General features: G+C 31.7%; 16 protein-coding genes. 15 read left to right on the plus strand and 1 reads right to left on the minus strand.

Features of this window, described 5'->3' with window-relative positions:
- The first annotated feature begins 16 nt into the window (after positions 1 to 16).
- From JBL43_RS07745 to JBL43_RS07785, 9 genes are all read left to right on the plus strand, one after another.
- Positions 17 to 889 (plus strand): hypothetical protein, encoded by an 873-nt coding sequence (locus JBL43_RS07745; protein WP_198840882.1) that lies wholly within the window; start codon positions 17 to 19, stop codon positions 887 to 889.
- A gap of 24 nt (positions 890 to 913) precedes the next feature.
- Positions 914 to 1,912, plus strand: coding sequence for a S41 family peptidase (locus JBL43_RS07750; protein ID WP_198840883.1), 999 nt, complete (start codon positions 914 to 916; stop codon positions 1,910 to 1,912).
- Between the two features lie 43 nt (positions 1,913 to 1,955).
- The gene (locus JBL43_RS07755; protein ID WP_198840884.1) at positions 1,956 to 5,300 is read left to right on the plus strand and encodes a DUF4175 family protein; all 3,345 of its coding nucleotides are present in this window, start codon (positions 1,956 to 1,958) and stop codon (positions 5,298 to 5,300) included.
- On the plus strand, positions 5,297 to 5,713 hold the full coding sequence (gene ybeY / locus JBL43_RS07760) for an rRNA maturation RNase YbeY (protein WP_198840885.1): 417 nt from the start codon (positions 5,297 to 5,299) through the stop codon (positions 5,711 to 5,713). The genes JBL43_RS07755 and ybeY overlap by 4 nt, the downstream gene beginning before the upstream one ends.
- A 218-nt stretch (positions 5,714 to 5,931) precedes the next feature.
- Positions 5,932 to 7,803, plus strand: coding sequence for a tRNA uridine-5-carboxymethylaminomethyl(34) synthesis enzyme MnmG (gene mnmG / locus JBL43_RS07765; RefSeq protein ID WP_317193446.1), 1,872 nt, complete (start codon positions 5,932 to 5,934; stop codon positions 7,801 to 7,803).
- 89 nt (positions 7,804 to 7,892) lie between these two features.
- Complete coding sequence (locus JBL43_RS07770) at positions 7,893 to 8,405, plus strand: hypothetical protein (RefSeq protein WP_198840887.1); 513 nt, start codon at positions 7,893 to 7,895, stop codon at positions 8,403 to 8,405.
- Between the two features lie 6 nt (positions 8,406 to 8,411).
- Positions 8,412 to 9,296, plus strand: a complete 885-nt coding sequence (locus tag JBL43_RS07775; RefSeq protein ID WP_317193439.1) for a class I SAM-dependent methyltransferase — start codon at positions 8,412 to 8,414, stop codon at positions 9,294 to 9,296.
- 220 nt (positions 9,297 to 9,516) lie between these two features.
- Positions 9,517 to 10,038 carry an OmpH/Skp family outer membrane protein gene (locus tag JBL43_RS07780; RefSeq protein WP_198840888.1) on the plus strand — a complete coding sequence of 174 codons (522 nt, stop codon included), beginning with the start codon at positions 9,517 to 9,519 and terminating at the stop codon, positions 10,036 to 10,038.
- A gap of 139 nt (positions 10,039 to 10,177) precedes the next feature.
- Entirely contained in the window at positions 10,178 to 13,090 is a 2,913-nt protein-coding gene (locus JBL43_RS07785) for an OmpA family protein (RefSeq protein ID WP_198840889.1), read from the plus strand.
- Here the strand turns inward: JBL43_RS07785 and JBL43_RS07790 are convergent.
- Positions 13,082 to 13,489 carry a DoxX family protein gene (locus JBL43_RS07790; protein ID WP_198840890.1) on the minus strand — a complete coding sequence of 136 codons (408 nt, stop codon included), beginning with the start codon at positions 13,487 to 13,489 and terminating at the stop codon, positions 13,082 to 13,084. The two genes, JBL43_RS07785 and JBL43_RS07790, sit on opposite strands and share 9 nt — an antisense overlap.
- 161 nt (positions 13,490 to 13,650) lie before the next feature.
- Here JBL43_RS07790 and JBL43_RS07795 point away from each other — a divergent pair, with 161 nt between their 5' ends.
- The 6 genes from JBL43_RS07795 to porZ all read left to right on the plus strand — a co-directional run bounded on the left by JBL43_RS07795 (position 13,651) and on the right by porZ (position 26,787).
- Positions 13,651 to 19,227, plus strand: a complete 5,577-nt coding sequence (locus JBL43_RS07795; protein WP_198840891.1) for an alpha-2-macroglobulin family protein — start codon at positions 13,651 to 13,653, stop codon at positions 19,225 to 19,227.
- An 80-nt stretch (positions 19,228 to 19,307) separates the two neighbouring features.
- Positions 19,308 to 21,659: a penicillin-binding protein 1C gene (gene pbpC / locus JBL43_RS07800; RefSeq protein ID WP_198840892.1), complete on the plus strand. Its 2,352-nt coding sequence runs from the start codon at positions 19,308 to 19,310 to the stop codon at positions 21,657 to 21,659.
- A 67-nt stretch (positions 21,660 to 21,726) separates the two neighbouring features.
- Positions 21,727 to 22,458 carry a LytR/AlgR family response regulator transcription factor gene (locus JBL43_RS07805; protein ID WP_117880162.1) on the plus strand — a complete coding sequence of 244 codons (732 nt, stop codon included), beginning with the start codon at positions 21,727 to 21,729 and terminating at the stop codon, positions 22,456 to 22,458.
- Positions 22,459 to 22,496: 38 nt separating this feature from the next.
- Positions 22,497 to 23,825 carry a sensor histidine kinase gene (locus JBL43_RS07810; RefSeq protein WP_198840893.1) on the plus strand — a complete coding sequence of 443 codons (1,329 nt, stop codon included), beginning with the start codon at positions 22,497 to 22,499 and terminating at the stop codon, positions 23,823 to 23,825.
- Positions 23,826 to 24,012: 187 nt separating this feature from the next.
- Positions 24,013 to 24,261, plus strand: coding sequence for a hypothetical protein (locus JBL43_RS07815; protein WP_198840894.1), 249 nt, complete (start codon positions 24,013 to 24,015; stop codon positions 24,259 to 24,261).
- 189 nt (positions 24,262 to 24,450) lie between these two features.
- Positions 24,451 to 26,787 carry a type IX secretion system anionic LPS delivery protein PorZ gene (gene porZ, locus JBL43_RS07820; RefSeq protein WP_233098717.1) on the plus strand — a complete coding sequence of 779 codons (2,337 nt, stop codon included), beginning with the start codon at positions 24,451 to 24,453 and terminating at the stop codon, positions 26,785 to 26,787.
- Positions 26,788 to 26,794 lie beyond the last annotated feature (7 nt).

Genomic DNA, 26,794 nt, shown 5'->3' on the forward strand with positions numbered 1-26,794 from the left:
ACTATTAAATTGATAAATGATTAAAAAAATACTAATAACTTCTATGTTGCTCTTGGTTGCATTTCATGGTTTTTCGCAAAATGAAAAACCAAATGATGAGAAGTTGAGCATGAAGAAAGGGCGACCCAATTATATTGGAGTTACCTTGGGTTTTGGTGCTGGAAACTTTAGAGATTTTGCTACGTCACCACTTATATATAAAGGAAACCCTTTTTATTTATCATTGTCAACATTGAAAATGGACAATAGAAGGGAGACGGAATCTTTGTTTTCCTTTGCTTTTGGCAACTATAATAGTATTTATAACAATCATTCAGCAAGTAGTAATGTTTATATTTTTTCACTTTACCATTCGGAGTTGTTTCAACTTAATAAGCTGAGTTCGGAAAAATGGAATGTAAAAATTGGGGGGCTATTAAATACTACAGCTAACCTTAGATTTAATCCGTCACTTTTAAATAATGATTTTGGTTATGAAATAATCCCAACTTTATTTGGTTCTTTGAAAGTTACTAGAGATATAAGTCGCGAAAGAGCTAAGAACAAAAAGTTTTTATTTATAAAATATAAATTAAAACCAACATCAAGAAATTTAGCATTTAAACTGAATGTTGGATTGATAAATAGTGCTTATCGCAATGGTTATGTATATACAGGTCAGTCTTCCGTTTTAAATGATCCTAAAGCTTTTGATGATTATCAGTTTGATTTTTTTTCTGGGTTTAGAATGAATACTGTTTTAGATTATACGGTTGCTTTGAAAAATAAGAATAAAATTCAATTCTCTTATTTATGGGATGCTTATAAAACGGGAGGTGATATTAATATATTTGAAATGGCTCAACACACGGTAAAGTTTACACTGTTATTTAATACTAATAATAAATAAGGAGGTTGGATTAATTTTAATTACATGAAAAAATTAATAATATGTATAGCATTATGTGCACTCTTTTCTTGTGAAAAGGCATTGTTTGACGAGGATATGGCATCTACTGATCCTAAAGTTAATTTTGAATACTTGTGGAAGGAATGCAATGAAAAATATTCATATTTTGAATTGAAAAATATCGATTGGGATGCGATAAAATCAAAATATGAGGTTAAAATATTTGATGGAATGTCTCAAGATTCTTTATTTAATGTTTTGGGAGCCATGTTAACGGAATTAAAAGATGATCATACGAATCTAATTTCGAACTTTAATGTTTCTAAGTTTGGTGTAAAATATTTGGGTCAGGATAATTTTGATTGGAGAATAATTGAAGATCATTATTTAAATCAAGAGTATTATACTTCTGGACCATTTAAACATAATTTTATAGACAATGGTGATATTGGGTATGTACGTTTTGCATCTTTTCCAGGTAACATTGATGGAGCTAATTTGGGGTTTGTTTTAAATAGATATAAAAATACGAAAGGGCTTATTTTAGATCTAAGAGAAAATGGAGGAGGAGCAGTGAGTGATGTATTTAATTTGTTAAATAGATTTGTTGAAAGTAAGACCTTAATTAATTATTCAAGAATTAAGTCGGGTCCGGAGCATAACGATTTTTCAGAAGACAAACCTGTCTATATTTCGCCTTACAATGGAATAAGATATAAAAATAAAGTAGCGGTGTTAACAGATAGAGGTACCTATAGTGCAGGCTCATTTACCGCTCTTGCAACCAAGGCACTTCCCAATTTGATACTCATTGGAGATACTACTGGAGGAGGTTTAGGTTTACCTAATGGAGGACAATTACCTAATGGTTGGTTTTATCGATTTTCTGTAACACAGGCTTTAACATTAGATAAAAATCCGGATTATGAAAATGGAGTTCCACCTGACATAAAAGTTCTTTTTAATTGGGGTGATTTGACAAAAGATGAAATTATTGAACGCAGCATCTTAGAATTACAATAAATTTGCGTTTCTTTAGGTAAAACAGCAACAAGAAGAAAGAAATTTGAATAACTTCAATAACATACAACAAAAGTTACAACAGTTCATTAAAAAGTACTATACCAATGAATTGATTAAAGGACTCATATTATTTGTATCCTTTGGTTTACTGTATTTTTTAATTACTGTATTTATTGAGTACTTTTTGTGGTTGCCACCACTAGCAAGAAGTGTGTTATTCTTTGTTTTTATTGCAGTAGAACTTGCTTTATTCATTAAATTTATTGCCATTCCTTTAGCAAGGTTATTTGGTTTACAAAAAGGAATAACATTATCAGAGGCATCTTTTATAATAGGTAAACATTTTTCTGAGGTTGATGATAAATTGTTAAATGTATTGCAACTAAATAAGGATAAAAATCAATCAGAATTATTATTGGCTAGTATTGAACAGAAATCCAAAAGTTTGGAGCCGATACCGTTTATAAATGCTATTAGTTTTAAAGGAAATATTAAATATCTTAAATATTTATTCATTCCAATTTTAATATGGGTTTTTATGTTACTTACAGGTAACAATTCTATATTTAATGAAAGTTTTGATAGGGTAGTTCATTATAAAACGGCTTATGAACCGCCAGCTCTTTTTACTTTTGTAGTATTAAATGATAAGTTGCAAGATGTAGAAGGACAACCATTTGATTTGATTGTTGCAACCGAAGGAAGTGTGGTTCCTGAAAATATAACGATTCATTTTAACAATGAGAGTTATATGTTGAAGGATTTGAATGGTAATTTTACGCATCAATTCAATAACCTAAAGGAACCAATAGAATTTTATTTAGAGGCTAATGATGTTCGATCTAGGCCATATCAGTTGGATGTTTTAAGAACGCCAAATGTTACGGGGTTCGAAATGTATATGAACTATCCTGCATATACAGGAAAAAAAGATGAACTTATTAAAAATACGGGTAATGCTGTTATTCCTGAAGGATCTACAGTAACCTGGAATATTACTACAAAAGCGACGGATTCAATGAATTTTGTATCCGATAAAAGAAAGGCATTTACACTGAAGTCTGATAATAATTTTTCTATTTCTAAACGCGTTAGAAATACTTTGAATTATCAAATAACAACTTCCAATCGTGGTTTAAAAGATTATGAAAAACTTGAGTATACACTACAAGTAATTGGTGATGAACACCCGAAAATTGAAGTGAAATCAGATATTGATTCTATAAGTAGAGGTCCTGTACAATTTGTAGGACAATTGAGTGATGATTACGGACTTAAAAAGCTTCAATTGGTGTATTATGATGTGAAAAACAAAAAAGCATTGCAAATAGCACCGATTAGTGTTAATAAGTCAACCTTTGAGGAGTTTTACTATATTTTCTCACCAGAAATATTAAAGATTGATTTGGGTAAAGCTTATGAAATGTATTTTGAGGTTTATGATAATGACGGTACAAATGGAAGTAAGGTAACAATAAGTCAAACGTTTACTTATTATAATAAAACACAGCAAGAAATTACGGATGATTTATTGAAGGAGCAAAAACAGAATTTAGAAGAGCTTAATAAGATAAATAATAATAGTGAAAAACTAAATAAGGAGTTAGATGCGTTCTCTAAGAAGTTAAGAAAGAAGTCTGACTTAAATTGGAATGATAAAAAGGAGTTTGATCAATTTTTAAAGCGACAAGAGCAGTATAAACAAATGCAAGAAAAACATACTGAAAACTTGAAAGAGAATTTAGATGAGCAAGAACGTAATGATGAAAATACTGAAATTAAAGACAAAAAGGAAGAGTTAAAAAAACGAATTGAGGAGGCACAAGAACTTCAAGAGAAAAATAATTTGTTAGATCAATTAAAAAAAATGTCTGAGAAACTTGAGAAAGAAGAGATGTTGAATAAATTGGATAAACTAACGGAACAGAACAAACAAGAAAAAAAGACGTTGGAAAGATTGCTGGAACTATCTAAACGGTTTTTTGTTGAGAAAAAGGCAGCTCAAATCACACAGAAATTAGATTCACTGTCTAGTAAGCAAGAAGAAGAATCGAAAAAAGAGGAGAGTAAAATTCAAGATCAAGAAAAACTAAATAAAGATTTTGAATCGATTAAGAAGGATTTTGATGAAATGAGGAAACAGAATCAAAATTTAGCTCAACCTATGAAATTTCCAGATACGAAACAGGAAGAAAAGACGATTGAAGAATTGATGGAAAGAGCTAAAGAAAATTTAGATGAAAAAAATGCTGAAGAAAATAATAATAATAATAAACCAGAACAAAAGGATCAAAATAAAAAGGATGCTAAGACCAATCAAAAGGCAGCTGCAAAAAAACAAAAAGAATTAAGTAAAAAGATGGGTGGTGCAATGATGGAAATGCAAGGGGAAATGCTTCAAGAGAACATAGATGATCTTAAGGCAATTTTGGAGAATTTATTAACATTTTCATTTGATCAAGAAAAATTATTGGACGCCTTTGATGGTATAGATGCAAGCCATGCAGAGTTTCCTAAATTGCTTAGAAAACAACAAATAATTAAAGAAAACTTTGAACATATTGATGATAGTTTATATACCCTTTCATTACGTGTACCACAATTAACCACAAAAATTCAAGAGGATTTGGCTGATGCTCATTATAATTTGAATAAGTCTTTAGATAATATTGCTGAAAATTTTATTGTTCCGGGAAGATCAAACCAACAATACACAATGACTGCTGCAAATAATTTAGCGGACATGTTAAGTGATATGTTAAACAGCCTACAAAACCCGAGTATGGGTCAAGGTAAGGGTAAGGGGGGAAAACCAGAGTTTAGTCTCCCAGATATCATTAAAAAGCAAGGAGAATTACAGAAAAAGATGAAGGAAGGTATGAAGAAAGGAGAAGGTGAAAAGAAAAAAGGTAAGGATGGTGAAAAAGGAAAAGAAGGTGAACCTAAAGGTGGTGAAGGTGGGAGTGAACAAATGAGTGGTGAACAATATCAAATTTATCAAGAGCAGAATGCTTTGAAGGAGGCTTTAAAAGAAATGATGGGTAAAGATGGAAAAAACGGGGTAAACGGACAGAAGGCAATAAAACAAATGGAACAATTGGAAAAACAATTATTAGACAAAGGGTTTAGTAATGATGTTTTAGAACAGATGCAGCAGTTAGAACACGAACTTCTTAAGTTGGAGGATGCTCAGTTAGAGCAAGGAAAGGATACGAAAAGAAAGTCGGAAATTAATACAAAAAACTTTGAACAAAGAACAATTCCTGAAATAAAAGGTGATAAACTCTTTTTTAGTAAGGATGAAATTTTAAATAGAGAACCGTTGCCTTTACGTAATAATTATAAAAAGAAAGTGCAACAGTATTTTAAAGAAACAGTAAAAGAATGATTGAATTTAATTATCAAAAGGAGTTTGAATTTAACAATTCAAATGATATAAGTGGTTGGTTATCAGGGGCTATTAAAGATGAAAATTATAAGGAAGATGCTATTAATTATATCTTTTGCGATGATATATATTTATTAGAATTGAATGTTAAACATTTAGAACACAACACGTTAACGGATATTATAACCTTTGATTATAACCTCGGGAAATTGATAAGTTCAGATATTTTTATAAGTGTTGATCGAGTGTTAGAAAACTCGGTTAAGTATGCTGTTAATTTTGATGATGAATTAAATCGTGTTATGATTCATGGTATACTTCATTTATGTGGTTATAAAGACAAGACAAAAGAGGAGAAACTACTAATGCGAGAGAAAGAGGATTATTACTTATCTTTGCGGACTTTTAAATAATATAACTCGGAATGTATAAAATAAAATGAACACTATTCTATTCATGAATTTTAAGCATATTAGAGAATATATAAGTAATATTAATTAACCCATGTGGAAATATAGGAACAGATTGTTCCACGTGAAACATCCATCATCTGCTTTGTTTATAGTTATGATTGATTTAGGGATGATCTGGACATTAAAAATAATAACTAGTATCACATAAAACAATGAGTATTTTTCAAGACATATATGATGTAATTGTAGTTGGTGGTGGTCATGCAGGTAGTGAAGCTGCAGCAGCTAGTGCTAATATGGGCTCTAAGACGTTGTTGATTACCATGAGTTTACAAAACATCGCTCAAATGAGTTGTAACCCTGCTATGGGTGGTATTGCAAAAGGACAAATTGTTAGAGAGATTGATGCCTTGGGTGGTTATAGTGGAATTGTTTCTGACAAATCGGCTATTCAATTTAAAATGCTGAATAAATCAAAAGGACCAGCAATGTGGAGCCCAAGGGTTCAGAGTGATAGAATGCGATTTGCTGAAGAGTGGAGAAAAATGTTGGAGCAAACTGAGAATTTAGATTTCTTCCAAGATATGGTCAATGGTTTGATTGTTGAAAACGGAAAAATTACTGGTGTAAAAACAGGTTTGGGATTAACGATAAAGTGCAAGTCAGTTATCTTAACAGCTGGTACTTTTTTAAATGGATTAATACATATTGGTGAAAAAAACTTTGGTGGAGGTAGAGCAGGTGAAAAAGCTTCAACAGGTATAACTGAAGACTTAGTTAAGTTGGGCTTCGAATCTGGTAGAATGAAAACTGGAACACCACCTAGAGTGGATGGTAGGTCTTTAGATTATTCTAAAATGACTGAGCAGCCTGGAGATATTAAACCAGAAAAATTCTCTTATACAAATTTAACAAAACCATTGGTACACCAAAAGTCTTGTCATATGACGTATACGAGTCTCGAAGTGCATGACTTGTTACGAACTGGTTTTGATAGGTCTCCAATGTTTAATGGTAGAATACAAAGTATTGGTCCAAGATATTGTCCTTCTATAGAGGATAAAATAGATAGGTTTGCTACCAAAGATAGGCATCAAATGTTTATTGAACCAGAAGGATGGAATACAGTTGAGGTCTATGTAAATGGTTTTTCAACTTCTTTACCTGAAGATGTTCAAGCTAAAGCATTACGTAAAGTTGCAGGATTCGAACATGTAAAATTTTTTAGATTTGGTTATGCAATTGAGTATGATTATTTTCCTCCAACACAATTAAAACATACACTTGAAACTAAGCTGGTGGAGAATTTATATTTTGCTGGTCAGATTAATGGAACCACGGGTTATGAAGAAGCAGGTTCGCAAGGATTAATGGCAGGTATAAATGCGGCTTTAAAAATACAGGAGCGTGAGCCATTTATTTTAAAACGTAGTGAAGCGTATATAGGCGTTTTAATAGATGATTTAATCACAAAAGGCACAGAAGAACCTTATAGAATGTTTACCTCAAGGGCAGAGTATAGAACTTTGTTAAGACAAGATAATGCTGATTTACGATTAACGCCAATGTCTTATGAAATAGGATTAGCGTCTAAAGAACAATTAGATCGTGTTCATGAAAAGCAAGTAAAAACAGATTTGTTTGTTGCTTTTCTTAAAGATACAAGTATTAAACCTAAAGATGTAAATCCGATATTGATAAACAAAAAAACGGCTGAGGTTGATCAATCTATGAAGATGATTAAATTAGCTTCTAGACCGCAATTAGATTTTGATGATGTGAGACAGTTTCCTGGTGTTAATGATTTTATTATTGATAATATTATTGACGATGAAATTGTTGAGCAAACAGAAATTCATGTAAAATATGCTGGTTATATAGAAAAGGAAAAGAACAATGCTGATAAACTTAATAGACTAGAAAACATTTCTATTCCTTCTGATTTTGATTATCATAAATTGAAATCATTGTCTTTTGAGGCTCGCGAAAAATTAACAAAAATTCAACCAACGAGTATCTCTCAGGCAAGTAGAATTTCTGGTGTTAAACCAAGTGATGTTTCTGTATTGTTGGTTTATATGGGTAGATAGTTAAATGGACATGCTTGTTTGTTCTTATTCATTTAAAATTAAGGATTAGATGTATCATTTTTAATCCATATAATTATAAAGGGTTCCACGTGAAACAAAATACTAAAACAAATTCAAACTCTAAGATTTTAAAAAATGAAGTTTTTTTAAAACAGCACTTATCTAAGTTAAGTTTGGTTTTTATTCTCTTACCATTTCTGTTTTTTGTTATGACGTTGAGTGTTTTCAATAGTTATTTTTTATTGTTTAGTTTACTATCCATTCCAGTTTTAAGTTTAAACTACAAGTACGTAATTAAAAATAATTTTGAAAATAAATTAGTAATTAGAATGTTTAGTTTTTCTTTTTTTTCTCAAAAGAAAACGTTGTTGTATCCAATTTATATTTCTATAGTTCATCAGGGTTATAAGGAAGCTGGAGGTATGATGTGGTATCCTACAGTTTTGGGTGAAGTACGCTACAAATTATATGTTATAAAGTTTTTTCATGGTAAAAAACAAGATACAGTCTTTAAAACTTCTAACAAGGAAAAAGCTATTTATAAGGCGAACGAGCTTTCAAAATTATTAAATGTTAGAATATATAATACTTTAAAATCATAGTTCCACGTGAAACAAATATTAAAATCCCCAATAAAAAATAACAATTTAGAACCTTATATTTCGTGTGAAGACTATACAGTTTCACGTGAAACGTTTTCAATTTTTATTGATAAAGAGTCTGAATTATTAGTTACAACGCCACAACCCAAAGAAGAAGAATTGGGTAAATATTACGAAAGTGAATCCTACATTTCGCATTCAGATACAAAAAAATCTGTTGTAGATAAATTATATCATTCAGTTAGAAATTATACCATAAAGAAAAAAGTAAAACTGATTAACGCTTTCAATGCTGACGAAAAAACTATTTTAGATATTGGTGCTGGAACGGGTGATTTTTTGGCTGCTTGTCAAATTGACGGATGGAAAGTTACGGGAGTGGAACCAAACGAAAAAGCGGTAGAAATATTGAATTCCAAATTAGGAAGTTTTAAAGTTCAAATTTTTTCTGATATCTATGAATTAAATTCGGAATCTTATGATGTCATAACCATGTGGCATGTGTTAGAACATGTTCCAAATCTTAGAGAATATATTGCCAAATTAAAATTGCTTTTAAAACCAAATGGAACCCTAATTGTAGCAGTTCCAAATTTTAAAAGTTTTGATGCAAATCATTATAAAGAATTTTGGGCGGCTTATGATGTGCCAAGACATCTTTGGCATTTTTCTAGAAAATCAATTTCAGATTTATTTGGACAAGAAAACATGAAAGTAGAAAAAGTACTACCAATGAAGTTTGACTCCTTTTATGTTAGTTTACTTTCAGAAAAATACAAAACAGGTAAGTCTAACTTATTAAAGGCATTCTGGGTAGGATTAAAGTCAAATAGAAAAGCAAGATCCTCTAAAGAGTATTCATCGCTAATTTATATTATTAAAAACGCTTAATATTAAATTTAAGGGGTTTTAAGCTATTTTGTAGCTAGTGTTGGTGTTACACTATAAACTTCCATAGAAACTCTTTAAAATGACAGTGTTTTAAGGTCACTTTCTATAAATAGTACTTATAAGTATCTAAAGTGTTATAAATTATACTTATAACATTAATTTTAGATATAGAGCGAGGTTATTTTTATATATTTGCCAAAATTTAAAATATACGTAAAGAATGAAGAATTTAGTAATTGTAGTTATTGTTGCACTTGGATTATTTTCTTGTCAACAATCTGTAAAAATCGCCTATGTAGATGTTGAGGAGATAATGAAAGAGTATAAGGGCACCAAGGAAACGGAAGCAACGATGAAAGTATCGTCTGATAAGTTAAAGGCTGAACTAGATGGTTTAATTGCTAATTGGCAAAACAAAGCTAAAGTTTATCAAGAAGGTATGCAGAAAATGTCTGCAAATGCAAGAGCTGAAAAAGAGCAAGCTTTAATGCAAGAGCAACAGCAAATAAATCAACGTCAACAAGTTATACAACAACAAGTACAAACTGAAGGTCAAGAAAGTTTAGAATCACTGTCAAAAGAAATTAATGATTTTGTAAAGACTTATGCTGAGGGTAAAGGTTACAACTTTGTATTAGGTACTACTGGAAGTAACGGAACAGTAATGTATGGTGAGGAAAAAGCGGACATTACAGATGATGTTTTAGTACAATTAAACAAATCTTACAAAAGTAAGGAGTAATTTAAAACTACTTATAATCAATACGTTAGGCCTGATAATTCATTTTATCAGGCTTTTTTTTGTTAATAAGTTGTTGATAACAAATACTTAATTATAAAATCTTTCGTTATGAATAAGCTAACAGAACTTAGATTTAATAATGAAGAAATTTATATTATTTACAACGCTATTGTGTTTTTCTTTTTCAGTTTTTTCACAAACTGCTGAGAGTAAATATTTAATAAAATATTTAGAAACCAATACTACACAACCAGATTATGGTGTAACTTTTTTAAGTGATAATCAGTTTATATACAAATCTCCAAACACTGAAAAAATAAATACGAATAGCTTGAAGCTGTCGGAATCGAATTTATTTTTGGCAACTTTAGGTGAAGAAGGAGACATTGTTGAGAAAAAACAAATCCAGGGACTGCCAACAAATAAGGTAACAAAAACTGGAGCTTCTTATAGTTCTGATTTAAGAACTGTTTACTATTCAGCTAAGAAATATAGAAAGACGCCTAAAAGAAAAGATAAAGAGCAATTATTTAAAGCTCAAGTTGATGCTGAAGGAAACTGGATTAACGTTGAAAAATTACCATTTTCAAATGATCGTTATTCTTTTGGAGAACCTTCTTTAAGTAAAAGTGGTGAAGAGTTATATTTTACATCTGATATGCCTTCTTCATTGGGTGGGTTAGATATTTTTATGGTTGCCATAAATGATGATGGTAGTTTTGGAGACCCTATTAACATGGGTAATAAAATTAATACTTCTGGAAACGAAGTAACACCATATATTACTGAAGATTTAACATTATACTTTTCATCTGACAATCATAAAGACGGATTAGGTAATTTAGATATATATACCATTGACTTAAAAAACCCAACAGCTATCGCTGAGCATTTAGATGCTCCTATTAATAGTTTAAATGACGACTTTGCATTTATTATTAATGGTAGTGACAATAAAGGTTATTTTTCTTCAAACAGATTACAAGGTCAAAACAATTATGATATTTATTCTTTTTTAGTTGAAAAAACAAAAGAAGATGGTCCTTGTGTTCAAGAAATTACAGGTATCGTAAAAGATAATGGTACACAAGAAATTATTGAGGATGCAATTATTACTTTATATGACGGAGAAAATGCAGAAATTGAAGAGTTTAGAACAGATGCTGATGGTATGTATTCTATTACCCTAGACTGTAACAAAACATATACAATTAAAGCAGGAGCTAAAAATTACAATACGGAAGATCATATTGTGAATACAGCTAATTATTTAGAAGCACCAACGTTGGAAGCCAACAAGTTCCTAATTAAGAAATCAGCTGAAGAAATTGAAAATGATAATACGCTAATAGGTGCAATTGAAGATGAAGAAACAGTTATCGCCGTAGCTGAGGAAATCAACGAAGTTAAAAATGGTATTGAAGAAGCAGTAGAAGAGGAGGCTTATGAAGAGAAGGAAGAAACGATTGCTAAGGTAGTTGAGACTGCTACTTCAGCAGAAGAAGATGAAGCAACTATTGAAGCTGTTTATTTCGGATTTGACAAATCAATTATTACATCTAAGGCTGCTAGAGAATTAGATAAATTAGGTGATATTTTAAGGAATAATAAGAGTATTCATGTGGAGTTATCATCTTATACAGATTCAAGAGGTAATAGTGATTACAACTTAAAGCTATCAGAACGCAGAGCAAGAGCATCAGCTGATTATTTAGTATCTCTAGGTGTTGATAGAGGCAGAATAAAAGCGAAAGGATATGGAGAAAGTAAAATGGTTAATAAATGTATAGATGGAATTGAGTGTAGTGAAGCTGCACATGAAAAGAATAGAAGAACTGAAATTGCATTTATAAATCCACAAGCTTCAATAGAAAATTTTGATAACAATTCAGTAAGTGATCAAACCGAAATTTTCGTAGAGAAAGCTAAAGAGCCAATTCAAAAAGTTGTAGAAACATCCGGTTATAATGAGACACAAAAAATAGAACCGATAATAAAGGAAAGTGATGAAATAGAAGAAGTAATTGAACCAGAAAATGAAATTGTAAATGTAACTTCTACTCCAGTTAATAGTTTAGCCGAAAATGATAAACCAATTATAACTGAAAAATTAAGAGAAGATGCAGTCATTAATGAATCTACGATCGAGAACAAAAAAAAAGAGGAAGTATTAGTTTCTGAATCATTAACTAATAATGTAACTACAACTAATGAAATAGAAAAAAAAACAAGTCCTTTAAATGAACCTACCGAGGAAGAGGAGACTTTAAGTGAAGAAGCAAAATGGTTAAATAAGGAAATTGAAAAAAGTAACGAAGACTATAGTTCAATTGAAACTGAAAAAACGGAGAAAAAAAAACCGCAGTTAATAGAAACGATAACGGAAGAAAATCAGAAAACCTCAGTTAAAAATGAACCTATAGATGAAGATATTAATAAATTAATTGCCACTGCTAAGGCTGAAGAAAAAGTAGCGGAAAAGTTTAACTTTGAGCGTGAAGATGCCCAAACGAAAAGTGCAATTAGTACAACTGATCCAAACGAATTGTTGGCCGATTTAAAAGCTAAACGAGAATCTGAGGAAAATGACATCAATCAATCAGAAGTAAAGCAAATAGAAAAAAAAGTAACAGCAGCAATTGAGCCAACAACTAAAAAAGAGGTAGTTCTAAATACTAGCGAGGTCAGTGTAAAAGCTATGCAAAGTAAAAAAGGCAAATATGTAGAAACCTATAATGCCAAAAAGATAAATGCTTTACGAGTAATATTTAGAATTCAACCGAACATAAAAGCCATCAAAGGATACAAAGATGCTTATGTAGTAATTAAGTCTCCTCAAGGAAAAGTAGTAAACGAAAAAGGTGTATTTACATTAGAAAACGGTGATGATCAATCTTATACGGATTTAACTACGCTTTTCTACAATAAACAAAGTATTAAAGCCGTAATGTTCATTGATAAAATAGTGCATAAATTCACTAAAGGAACATATACTGTTAATATTTTTATTGACGGGGTAGATGTAGGGGAAAATGTTTTAACGCTATCTTAAAATATAAACACCAAATACAGTTACCATAAAGTAAACTACAATGGTCATAGCTCCTGCGTAATCCTTTGCAACCCGTTGACCGAACAACAACATTAATAATATTTTTGAGGCTATTACAGCGGCTAAAAAACCTATTGTAGTACTTTCAGAAATATATACTTGTATAATACCTACGATACTTAAAAAGCCTACAATTACTTCACTTACCAAAATGATAATTAGTAATAGCGGCACACTATTTCTTAGAAATGTTTTTGCAAAATGATCTTTTAAAAAAGATACATTTCCTTGCCAATCTGTTATTTTTTCGATACCAGATTGTAAAAAGGTAATCGTAATAAATACTAAGATTAAAAGCTGTGGGGCAAATTTTATACCTGTATTATATAGGTTTTCCATGGTTATTGGTTTTAATCAAAGATAAGGAAAAAAACCCCCATTTTTCAGGGATGCAATAAACCCCACTATTCATGTATCAAATTGTACAATAATCATTTAATTTTGTGGTTATATAGTCATATTGTAGCGTATCCGCAGTATTCTAACTTAACCCTTTTATAATGAAGTTCTTAAATCGTATTTTTAGCCTATTCTTATTATTGATAATTGTAATATCATGTAAAAAAGAAAATCCCCAAGAAGATACTGATAACCTTTTTAAATTTAAAGATTATATTTATTACACTACTTCAGGTGTTGTCTCTGTTACTGAATCTTTGCAAATAGGTTTGGCGAAGGAAGTGGAAGGTTGGGAGCCCGATACAGAAATTTCAGAAGATCTTATTACGATTTCACCAGCTGTAAAAGGAAAATTAAAGGCATTAAATTCAAGAACATTTGTTTTTAACCCAGATGAAAATTTAAAACCAGATACTGAATACACCGTCACGGTAAATCTTTCAGAAATGTATTTAAACGTTCCATCAGAGTTTAAGGAATATACGTTTAAGTTTAAAACAATTAAACCAAATTTTGCTTTAAATACAAATAACTTACAATCATATAGTAAAGAATGGCAATACATTGAAGGTGTTTTACGCTCTGCTGATGTAATTCCATTAGAAATGGTAGAAAAATTAGTTCGTGTTACTCAAAATGGCAAACCATTATCTGTAAAATGGTTGCCTGTATCACAGAATTCTTCGGTATATCAATTTAAAATTGATAGTATACAACGATTAAAAGACGATTCAGAAATAGATATAAAATGGTCAGGTAAAGAAGTTGGAATTGATAATGTAGGTGAAGCAAAAAGAGTTATCCCTGGCATTAGCAATTTTTCGATCGTGAATGCAGATGTAATTCAATCACCTGAACAACATTTAGCATTAAATTTTTCAGATCCAATTAAAAAGCAACAGAATTTTAAAGGTTTGGTTGCAATAGCAGGAGCTCAAAATTTAAAATATGTAGTAGATGGAAATGTATTGAAAGTTTATCCTGGAACACGATTAAAGGGTAATGTACAAGTAGATGTTTTTTCTGGTATAACCAATGTATACGGTTTTAAATTCAAGAAAAAATTCTCGGAACAAATCGCTTTTGAAGAGCTAAAACCTGCGGTTAAATTAATGAGTAATGGCGTTATTCTGCCAGATTCAAAAAATTTGCAACTCAATTTTGAAGCCGTTAATTTAAAAGCAGTAGATATTAGAGTAATCAAAATTTTTGAGAACAATATTTTGCAATTCTTACAAGAAGAAAATCTCAATGGTATTAATAGTTACAGTATAAGACGTGTGGGTCGTCGTGTAGCAAAACAAACCATGACGTTGATAAAATCTGATATAGAAAATGACGGTAAATGGAAAACCTATGCTGTAGACCTTTCTAAGATGATTAAAGCAGATCCTGGGGCTATTTATAGAATTGAATTAAGTTTTACCCAAGAGTATGCTTTAAATACTTGTGATGGAAGTCAATTGGTTACTAACGTTGAAACTGAAGATTACGATGAGTATTTTGAAGAGGATGATTATAATGATACGAACCTAGCGGAAGATGAACTAGAAGAACGCGAAGAACAATATTGGGATAACTTGATTTACAATTATAAAAACCACAGATATTATAATTGGGAGGATAGAGAAAACCCTTGTAAGGAGGCTTATTATTTTAACGAGAATAATATTGCTACGGCTAATGTAATGGCAACTAACTTAGGTGTTATTGCTAAAAAAGGAGTTGATAAATCATATCATTTTGCAGTAACCGATATTTTGACAACCAATCCAATTTCTGGAGCTAAAATAGTATTGTACAATTTTCAACAACAAGAAATCGGGACTGTAAATACAGACAGTCAAGGCTTTGCTTTGTTCAAAGCAGATAAAAATGCACATTTTGCTGTGGTTTCTAATTCCGGACAAAAAACCTATCTCAAACTAAATGACGGTTATTCACTGTCGTTAAGTAAGTTTGACGTTTCAGGTAAACAATTACAAAAAGGTTTAAAAGGTTATATTTATGGTGAGCGTGGTGTTTGGAGACCTGGAGACAGTATTCATTTAACTTTTGTGTTAAACGATGTTGCAAATCCGCTCCCAAAAAACCATCCTGTTAAGTTAGAAATTACAGATCCTCATGGTAAATTAACGCATAAATTAATAGATACTGATGGAAAAAATGGCTTCCATAAGTTTACCGTTGTCACGGATGAAACAGCTGCTACAGGTAATTGGAATGCTAAAATAAGTGTAGGGGGAGCAAATTTCTATCAAGCATTAAAAGTAGAAACGGTAAAGCCAAATCGTTTAAAAATTGCTATTGATTTTGAAGATGAAATTTTAACTGCTAATAAACCTATTGACGGAAAGCTTTCCGTTAAATGGCTTCATGGTGCAGATGCAAAAAATTTGAAAGCTGATGTAAAAGTCAAATTTACAAGTACTTCAACAGCGTTTGATAAGTATCCAAATTATGTTTTTTCTGACCCTACTAGGAAATTTACTCCAGAAGAAGTAACCGTATTTGACGGTAACTTGGATGCTGAAGGGAATGCAAATTTGACTAAAAAACTGAGTTTTAATAGTAAAGCTCCAGGAATGTTAAGGGCGTCATTTTTAACGAGAGCATTTGAAAACGGTGGCGACTTCTCTATTGATGTTATTTCAAAGAATTTTGCACCTTATAATGCTTTTGTGGGCTTACAATCTCCAGAAGCTAAGGCTTATGGTTCTTATTTCACGGATGAAGATGTTGAGTTTGATGTGGTAACCGTGAATAATCAAGGAAACCCTATTGCTAAAAAAGGAGTTCAAGTAAAAGTATATAAAGTAGAATGGCGTTGGTGGTGGAACTCGTCTTATGACGATTTAGCTTCATATGTAGGTAGTCAATATCACAAACCAATTTTAACTAAAGTAATTAATACTTCCGCTAATGGTAAGGGTACTTTTAAAATTAATGTACCTGATGAAGAGGGTGGAAGATACTTAATCAGAATTTATGATCCAGAAAGTGGTCATGCAACAGGAAGAACAGCTTATTTTTATAAAGATTGGTGGAAAAGGCCTGCTGGTAGCGATGCTTCTGGTGCTACAATGTTGGTGTTTTCATCTGATAAGACCGATTATAATGTAGGTGAAAAGGCAAAGATTACCTTCCCATCAGGAACCGTAGGTAGGGCATTAATTAGTATAGAAAATGGAACGGAAGTAATTGATCAAAGATGGATTAAAACCCAGAAAGGAGAAACAACTACTGAAATTGATATCACGAAAGAAATGGCTCCAAATGTGTTTGTAAACATATCATTGTTGCAGCCACATGCTTCAACGGCAAATGACTTGCCAATTCGTATGTATGGTGTAATTCCGTTGATGGTTAAAGATCCGAATACAATTTTAGAACCTCAAATTTCAATGCCAAAAGTATTGAAACCTGAAGAAAAATTTACAGTTAAAGTGAGTGAAAAACAAGGTAAATCAATGACGTATACCTTAGCCGTAGTTGATGATGGTTTATTAGATTTAACACGATTTAAAACCCCAAATGCTTGGGATGAATTTTATAGTAAAGAAGCTTTAGGTGTAAAAACTTGGGATATTTTTGATTATGTAATTGGAGCTTATGGAGGCACAATTGCTCAGATATTTGCTATTGGAGGTGATGAAGATGCAGGACCTAAAAAACCTAAAAAAGCGAATAGATTTAAGCCTGTGGTTACGTATTTAGGACCTTTTACATTAGATAAAGGAAAAACAGCATCGCACGAAATACAGATGCCTAAATACATTGGTTCAGTTAGAACTATGGTTATTGCTGGTGACAATTCTAAAGAAGCTTATGGAAGTGCTAGTGAAACAACGCCCGTTCGTAAACCATTAATGGTATTATCTTCCTTACCAAGGAAGTTAAGTCCTGGTGAAAAAGTAACATTACCTGTTACTATTTTTGCAATGGAAGACAAAGTAAAAAGAGCGAACATCAGTTTAAAATTAAGTGATGGAATCACTATTGTTGGTGAACAAACGCAATCAGTATCTTTTGATAAACCAGATGAGAAAATGGTTTATTTTGAGTTAGATGTTAGCAAAGCACAAGGAATTGGTAGTATTGAAGTATTGGCCTCTGGTAATGGAGAGAAATCATCTTATAAAGTCGAAATTGATGTTGTTAATCCCAACCCGGTGAGTTCACGTTCAACACAAGTAGTTTTAGAACCAAATGCATCTCAAAATATTGATTTTACTAGTTTTGGAGTGCCAGGAACAAGCTTTGCTCACGTAGAGTTTTCTACCTTGCCTCCGATGGATTTTACAAGAAGGTTACAGTATTTAATTCGTTACCCGCATGGTTGTGTAGAACAAACTACATCAAGCGGTTTCCCTCAATTGTATTTGACAGATATATTGGACTTGACTTTTGATAAAAAACAAGAAATTGATAATAACATTAAAAAGACAGTAGAACGTTTGGGCAGATATCAAACTCCAAGTGGTGGATTAAGTTATTGGATGGGACAAAACAATGCCAATGATTGGGGAACAAGTTATGCAGGTCATTTCATGCTAGAAGCACAGAAAAAAGGATATGTAATGCCTTTAACCTTTATGAATAATTGGTTAAAGTATCAGCAAGATGCGGCTAGAAATTGGAGAGCAAATTCTAGACGATACAATACGGATTTAGCACAAGCATATAGACTATATACCTTAGCATTAGCGGGTCATGCAGATTTAGGTTCAATGAACAGGTTACGAGAATATAACGAACTTTCTAACGACGCAAAATGGCGATTGGCTGCGGCCTATGCCTTGGCAGGACAAAAAGAAGTGGCTAAAAAAATAGTTCAAACTGCAAATATCCATTTTGAATCGAATACTTATGATTATTATACCTACGGTTCAACAAATAGAAATAGAGCTATGGCAATGGAAACTATGTTATTGACTGACAATCCAAAATCGAGAGAAATGTCGGAATATTTAGCAAAAGAATTATCAGCTGATCGATGGATGAGTACGCAAACAACAGCGTACAGTTTATTGGCAATGTCAAAAATGGTAGAAATTGGTGGAGGTAAAGATTTGAACGTAGCGTTTAGTAATAATGGAAATAAAAGTGATGCTGTGAGTACAAAAAAATCTATTGCCCAACGAAAATTGAAAATTGTAGATGGTGCTAATAGTTTAAAAGTAACCAATAAAAAAGCGAATACGGTTTATGTTACCGTATTGAATTCTGGAATTTTGCCGTTGGGCGAAGAGATGGTAGAAAAACGGAATTTAAGTGTGCAAGTAGTATATAAAGATACTGACGGAAGACGTATAGATGTTACAAAATTAGCTCAAGGAACTGATTTTACAGCTACAGTAACCGTGAGCAATTTAAAATACGAATATGTTGCTAATATCGCGTTAACGGAAATTTTCCCTTCTGGATGGGAAATTATAAATACTCGCTTTACTGATTATGGTAATTCTACCACAAGTCAGGCTAATTTCACAGATATTAGAGATGATAGAGTTAATTTCTATTTTGATTTAGAAAGACAAAAAACGAAAACGTTTACCGTACAATTGAACGCTTCTTATCTAGGTAAATATTACTTGCCAGGTATTCAAGCGGAAGCAATGTATGACAATGACTATTTTGTGCGAGACAAAGGACAGTGGATTCAGGTAATTAAATAATTGCCTTACTTTTACCCAATAGTATAACCTACAAGGTCTTTTGGCTTTGTAGGTTTTGTTTCTGCAATTGAAAATGCACAATGAACAAAATAATTTCCTTAATTAGAACCCATAAAATCAAGAGTGTTATTATTGTAATACTTTTAATTTGGTATTATTTTTCATTACCCAAACAGCTTTTTTCTGAGCCCACTTCAACAGTTATTGAAAGTATAGATGGCCAACTATTAGGAGCTCAAATTGCAACGGATGGGCAATGGCGTTTTCCAAACTCAGATAGTATTCCTACAAAATTTTCGGCTTCAATTGTTGCTTTTGAAGATGCTTATTTTTATAAACATCCTGGATTTAATCCAGTTTCTATTGCAAAAGCTTTTTGGCAGAATATAAAATCAGGAAGTGTAAAACGTGGCGGTAGTACCTTAACGCAACAAGTAATTCGTTTATCGCGAAAAGGTCAAAGAAGAACGTATTTTGAAAAGTTAATTGAGATCATTCTAGCGACGCGTTTGGAGTTTCGCCATAGTAAAGATGATATTCTAGAGTTGTATGCCGCAAATGCTCCTTTTGGAGGAAATGTAGTGGGTTTAGATGTTGCTGCTTGGCGTTATTTTGGTAGAAACCCAAATGATTTATCTTGGGCGGAAAGTGCAACACTAGCTGTTTTACCAAATGCTCCGAGCCTAATCTATCCAGGTAAAAATCAACAACGGTTATTAGAAAAACGAAATCGGTTACTAAAAAAATTATTTGAAGATCAAACCATTGATGAACTGACGTATGAGTTGGCTATTCAAGAAGCGTTGCCTCAAAAACCGTTTCCCTTACCACAAATTGCTCCACATTTATTGCAAGTAGTAAATAGAGAAAATAAAGGTAAACGAATTAAAACATCTGTAGATAAAGCCCTACAGCAACGGGTAAATACTATTGTTAAGAACAATTACAATACCTTACAACAAAATCAAATCTATAATATTGGAGTATTGGTTTTAAATGTTAAAACGAGAAAAGTTATGGCATATGTGGGTAATGCTCCTACAGATAATGAACATCAAAAGGATGTAGATGTTGTGGATAAACCAAGAAGTACAGGTAGTATTTTAAAGCCATTTTTATACGCTGCAATGCTTGATGCTGGAGAAATTTTACCAAATACATTAGTAGCAGATGTTCCCACTCAAATAGCGAGCTATAACCCAAAAAACTTTAATTTAGAATATGATGGTGCTGTCCCTGCGAGTAGAGCTCTATCGCGTTCTTTAAATGTCCCTGCTGTTAGAATGTTACAGCAGTTCGGCTTGGACAGGTTTCATCATTACGTAAAAAAATTAGGCTTAACAGATATTAAATACAATGCCAATCATTATGGATTGTCACTTATTTTAGGTGGTGCAGAAAGCAATTTATGGGATTTATGTAAAAGTTATGCTGGCATGTCATCAACCATTAATCATTACGAAGCAACCAGTGGTAAGTATTACACAAATGAGTTTGTAAATCCGACTTTTCTATCAGATACAGAAGTTGATTTTGGAAAATTATCTACTGAAAAAACGATATTTGATGCAGGGTCTATTTATATGACTTACGAATCATTAAAGGAAGTAAACAGGCCTCAAGGTGAAGAAAACTGGGAATTTTTTGATTCCTCCAAAGAAATTGCTTGGAAAACAGGCACTAGTTTCGGATTTAGAGATGCATGGGCTATTGGCTCAACCAAAGATTATGTTGTTGGTGTTTGGGTGGGCAATGCTGATGGTGAAGGGCGACCGGGATTAGTAGGTGTGTCAACTGCTGCTCCAATTTTATTTGATGTTTTTGATGTCTTACCTAGAAGTAAATGGTTTACCAAGCCATTCGATGAGTTAGAAAAAATTCCTGTGTGTGCTCAAAGTGGATATAGGGCTTCTGAAATTTGTGTGCAAAAAGATTCTGTTTTTGTACAACGAGCTGGATTAAAAACCAAGGCTTGTCCCTATCATGTATGGGTACATTTAGATGAAAGCGAACAACATCAGGTAAACTCCTCTTGTTACCCTATTAATAAAATGAAACATACCTCCTGGTTTGTTTTGCCCCCTTTAGAGGCATTTTATTATCAAAGTAAAAACCCTTCTTATAAGAACCTACCTTCATTTTTACCAGGTTGTTTATCAAGTAATAAGGCGGTAATGGATTTTATTTACCCCAAGGAATCCGTTAAAGTATTTTTACCAAAAGATTTTGACGAAAATACCAATCAGTTGGTTTTTAGGCTTGCTCATAATATACCAGATATAAAAGTATTCTGGTATTTAGACGAGAACTATATGGGTACAACCCAAACTTTTCATGAATTGGCATTGCGTCCAAAATCAGGGAAACATATTGTTACTGTTGTTGATGAATTGGGCAACGAAATTAAGCGAGTAATTGAAATTACAGATTAACTTTTATGTAAAATACTGAAAATGTAGTATCTTGCCATTAAATAACTCTAATTGCAACCCCTAACCCATGTTAAAGACAGTAATTGTTGATGACGAAATCAATGCACTCGAAGCTTTAGAATGGAAATTAAATCGTTATATTGATGACATAGAAATTATCAAATGTAACGATCCTAAAGAAGCCATAAATACAATTGATAGAGAAAAACCAGATTTGGTTTTTTTAGATATTGAAATGCCAGAAATGGATGGATTTACTCTATTACAACAATTATCCTACACCAATTTTGATCTCATATTTACTACCGCACATGACGAGTTTGCTTTAAAAGCAATAAAAGTCTCTGCTATTGATTATTTGCTAAAGCCTGTAGATAAAGATGAATTAATTACCTCAGTTCAAAAAGTAAGAGTGTCTAGAAAAGAAAATGTAATTGAAGATAAATTACAATCTTTATTTTCAAATTTGAAAAGGAAAAATGATAAGATTAGTATTGCAGCTGATGGTAAAATTTCTTTGTTTGACAGAGATGACATTGTAATGTTAAAAGCAGATAAAAGCTACACTACTGTTCATTTAAGTGATAAAAGGACATTATTAGTCACAAAAACGCTGAAAGAAGTTGAAAAGAAATTTAATTATCCTGAGTTTTTTCGAGTGCACGCCTCTTATTTGGTAAATATGAATCATGTTAAAGAATTTTCTAAAAAAGATGGAGATGTCTTAACGTTGATTAATAATTTAGAAGCTTCCGTTAGTAGAAACAAAAAAAATGAATTGTTAGAAAGGTTTTTCTAATCATTTAATTTTCCCATTAGATTTATAAAAACCCCATTATGCTATTTGAATTAAGTTCTGAATTATATGCATGGATAAGAGGAGGTTTGTTGTTTGCTGCATTATATAGCTTTTTATTCTTCATTCTAAATAAAAGAAAGCAATACCTTTATTACAGTTTATTTTTACTTTGTTTTTTTCTATACTATCTTAAAAATATCAGTTATGGTAAATTCGATTTAATTTATGATTATATAAATTACCCTTTATTACTTTTAGGATTGGCTTCTTATATTGCCTTTGGTAGAGATGTTTTAGAAACAAAAAAGAAAATCCCAGAATGGGATCGGATGATTGTTTTGGCCATGCGTTCTACATTTATTATAGCATTCGTTTTTATTGGAATTCAATTCTTTTTTGGACATAATTATCAAGATAGGGCATTTATATTTTTAATGCCTATAATTGCTGTGTTTTCTGTTCTTACCTATTTTGTTTTAACTAAAATAGAGGGTAAGCATGTTACTTATTTTATTATTGGGTCTGTATCTTATTTGACATTGGCAATTGCAGCATATTTATTAAAAATGGCATTTGACAATGAACATTTTATGGGGTTGCAACCCAAATTATTAATGTATTTAGGTGCATTAATAGAAATGTTAATGACAGCTTTGTTAATCGGTAATAAGTTAAAAACATATGAAAAAAATAAGGTAAAAATTGAGAATGAGCTGGTCATAAAAACAAAAGAAATGAATGATCTAAAAATGACAATATTACAAACTCAAATGGATCCTCATTTTCTGTACAATTCATTAAATTCTATTAATAATTTTGTATTACAACACGATAAAGAAAAAGCATCAGATTATATTACAAAATTTTCTAGATTAATACGGGAAGTACTCAAAAATTCTACCAGTTTAACGATACCATTAGAAGATGATTTAGGCATTTTAGGTTTATATATAAAATTAGAACAAATGCGGATGATTGGTGGCTTTGACTATATTGTAACTATAGATGAGGGTATCAATTTAAGAGATATTCAAGTACCACCGTTATTTATGCAACCTTATATTGAAAACGCTATTTGGCATGGGTTTAATACAAAAAAAAATTATAAAAGAATTAGCCTTTCCATTTACGATGAAGAAGACAATATACGTTGTGAAATAATAGACAATGGTGTAGGCATAAAGGAATCACAAGCTAAACGTGCAAAATATAAATCGGATAGAAAACCTTTTGGATTAAAAGCTTCAGAAGATAGAATAAAGCTCTTACATGAAAATCAAAAAGTATATGTAATTATAGAAGATATTTCTGACCATAATAATACGGGTACAAAAGTTACCATCAAATTTCCCAAAAAGATACTTTAACAGGCTTTAATCAATTCAAACTAACGTTTTCAGGTATATTATTGTTCTTATTTTGCATTCTTTATTTACCATTTACTGCTAAAATCTTACCGTTTATTAATCTTTTCAGTTCATTCATTGAATTTAATTCAGGCAAACAAAAACATAGCGTAAATTTGAGATATAAATATTATTACTTGAAAACCCAATGTCTATAACATCATTCTCTAAGCCATCAGATGTTGACGTATTAAGCAATGTAGACACTAAAGGAAAAATGTTAGGTTTTGTAGATGAAGGTATGGTATTGCAAAATGCAGATGAGACGCGATACGTGAGAACAGTTAAAATAAAATTGGAAGAAGAAGAAGTAATACAAAACATTGTGTATATAAAAACAGGGATTGATTGGGTTTTTAAAAAAACGGAAACCATTGCCGTGATTTCACATCCATAAAAAAATAAAGAGACTGATTCGTATAAGGGAAAATTACTATGAAAAGGAATGATTTAAAGTTATTCCAAAAAAACCTCAAAATGCTATTAATTTGAGGTTTTTTTTATGCCTTTTTTAGAAAGTTGTAAGAATTCAAAATTGTTTTTGTTCTAGTTATTATTGAATATCTTTGGCGGAAATCTATTCGTAATGATAAAGAGATTAATTTTCTTATTTGTGTTGATGTCTAACTTGTCTAGTTGGTCACAAACTGATTTTAGTTCAAATTGGGAAGATTTTTACTCGTACAACAATGTAAAAGATTTTATTAAGGTTGAATCAAAAATATATGCGGTAACTGATAATGCCGTATTTATTTATGATACCGTAACTGAGGAAGTTGAAAAATTATCATCTGTTCAAGGGTTGTCTGGAGAAACTACGTCCAGTATTTATTATAGTAAAATTCATAAAAAACTGGTTATAGGCTATCAAAATGGCTTATTGGAAATAGTTGATGACAAAGGTAAAATTACCCTAGCTACAGATATTCAACGTCTAAGTATTACAGGTGAAAAGGGGATAAATCACATAACAGAATACGATGATAAGCTCTATTTTTCTACGCCATTTGCAATTGTAGTTTATGATATTGAAAGACTAGAATATCAAGATACCTATTTCATTGGTAATAATTCTTCAACAGAAAATATAAACCAAATTGCTATATATAACGATTTGATTTATGCAGCTACAGAAAACGGTATATATACCGCTGATGTAAATAGTAATAGTTTAATTGATTTTAATAATTGGCAACAACCACAAGGTGACTTTATGGGCAATTTTAAAACCATAGAGGTCTTTAATAACGAGCTTTTTACGGCTAGGTTTAGTGGATTCTATAAAATTGTTGGAATGGGCTTACAGCTAATCAATTTTTTACCTGATACTATTTTACAAATAAAAGCATCTGAGAATTATATTACGGTGGCAACTCAAAAATCTGCTTATGTTTATAATTCTTCATTATCACAAGAAGTTGTTGCCAATGCTACTGCAGATTATGATTATTCTTTACAAGCTGCTTTTGCAGAAGGTAATTCCATTTATCTAGGCACAACAGAATTTGGAATTTTAAACCGTAGTTTTTCAAATGGTATCGAACACAATGAAATCCATCCGCAAGGTCCAATTTCAAACGATATATTTTCGATTACCTCAGAAAATGATCACATCTGGGTTGTTTATGGTGGCTATAACGATGCTTTTACGCCTCAACAGAGTGAGCGTCCGATAAGTCATTTTAATGGCTCAGACTGGGTTAATATACCTTACAGCAGTATAGCTCCTGTTAGAGATTTAGTGCATGTAACAGTAGATCCAGATAATATAGAAAAAGCGTATGTCAGTTCGTTCGGACAAACATCTGAAGGTCAACTCGGTGCCACGGGTGGAATTTTAGTAGTTGAAAATGATGAAATAGCAACTTTTTGGAACCAAACCAACAGTGGGTTAGAAGATTTAGCTCCAGATAATCTTAATTACAGTAGTGTTAGAATTAATGGTACTGCATTTGATAATCGTGGAAATTTTTGGGTAAGCAATTCTTGGGTAAATAATAGATTAAAAAAAAGAAGTCCTAGTGGGGCTTGGAGTGAGTTTGATCTAAGTTCAATTATTACCAGCGGTTCTTTCGGGTTAACCGAGCTAATTGTTGATAGAACTGGTAGTATTTGGATCGGCTCTAGACGTAATGGTGTGCTAGTTTATAATGAAACAGGTGATAGAAAAAGAGCTTTAGTTACAGAAACTAATAAAGGCTCTTTGCCCGATTCTAATGTTAGAACGTTGGCTGTTGATCGTAATAATAGAATTTGGATTGGTACAAAAAAAGGCTTGGTTGTTTATTTTAATGCAGGTAGTGTTTTTGACGATGCTATTTACGATGCTTCTTCAATAGTTATTGATGATGATGGTATTGCTAAAAAATTATTAGGAGATCAGTCTGTAAGTTCTATTGCTATAGATGGGGCTGACAATAAATGGTTTGGTACGGATACGGGTGGAGTGCTTGGTACAAATTCATCGGGGCAAGAGACTTTATTCAATTTTAATAAGAATAATTCACCTTTACCATCTAATAAAATTATTAAAATTAAAGTGGATAATAGCAACGGTAAGGTGTTTTTTGCAACGGATAAAGGTATGGTGGCTTTCAATAATAATGTAGCTCCATTTGGTGATGAATTGGGTGAGGTGTATGCCTATCCAAATCCTGTAAAAAAAGAGCATTCTTTTGTTACTATTGATGGTAGAAATGGTACACATTTACCAAGAGGAACTAATGTGAAAATTTTAGATGCCTCGGGGCGATTGGTTCATGAAACCAACGTAGTTGAAGGACAGGAATTAAAAGGAGGAAAGGTAATTTGGAACAAAACTAATTTAGCGGGCAGAAAAGTTGCCTCAGGCATTTATATAGTGCTTTTAACAATTCCAGATAGGTCAGAAACTTCAATAACTAAAATAGCAATAATCAATTAAATTGGTA

The sequence above is a fragment of the Aureibaculum flavum genome (genome assembly GCF_016406085.1).
Lineage (GTDB): Bacteria > Bacteroidota > Bacteroidia > Flavobacteriales > Flavobacteriaceae > Aureibaculum > Aureibaculum flavum.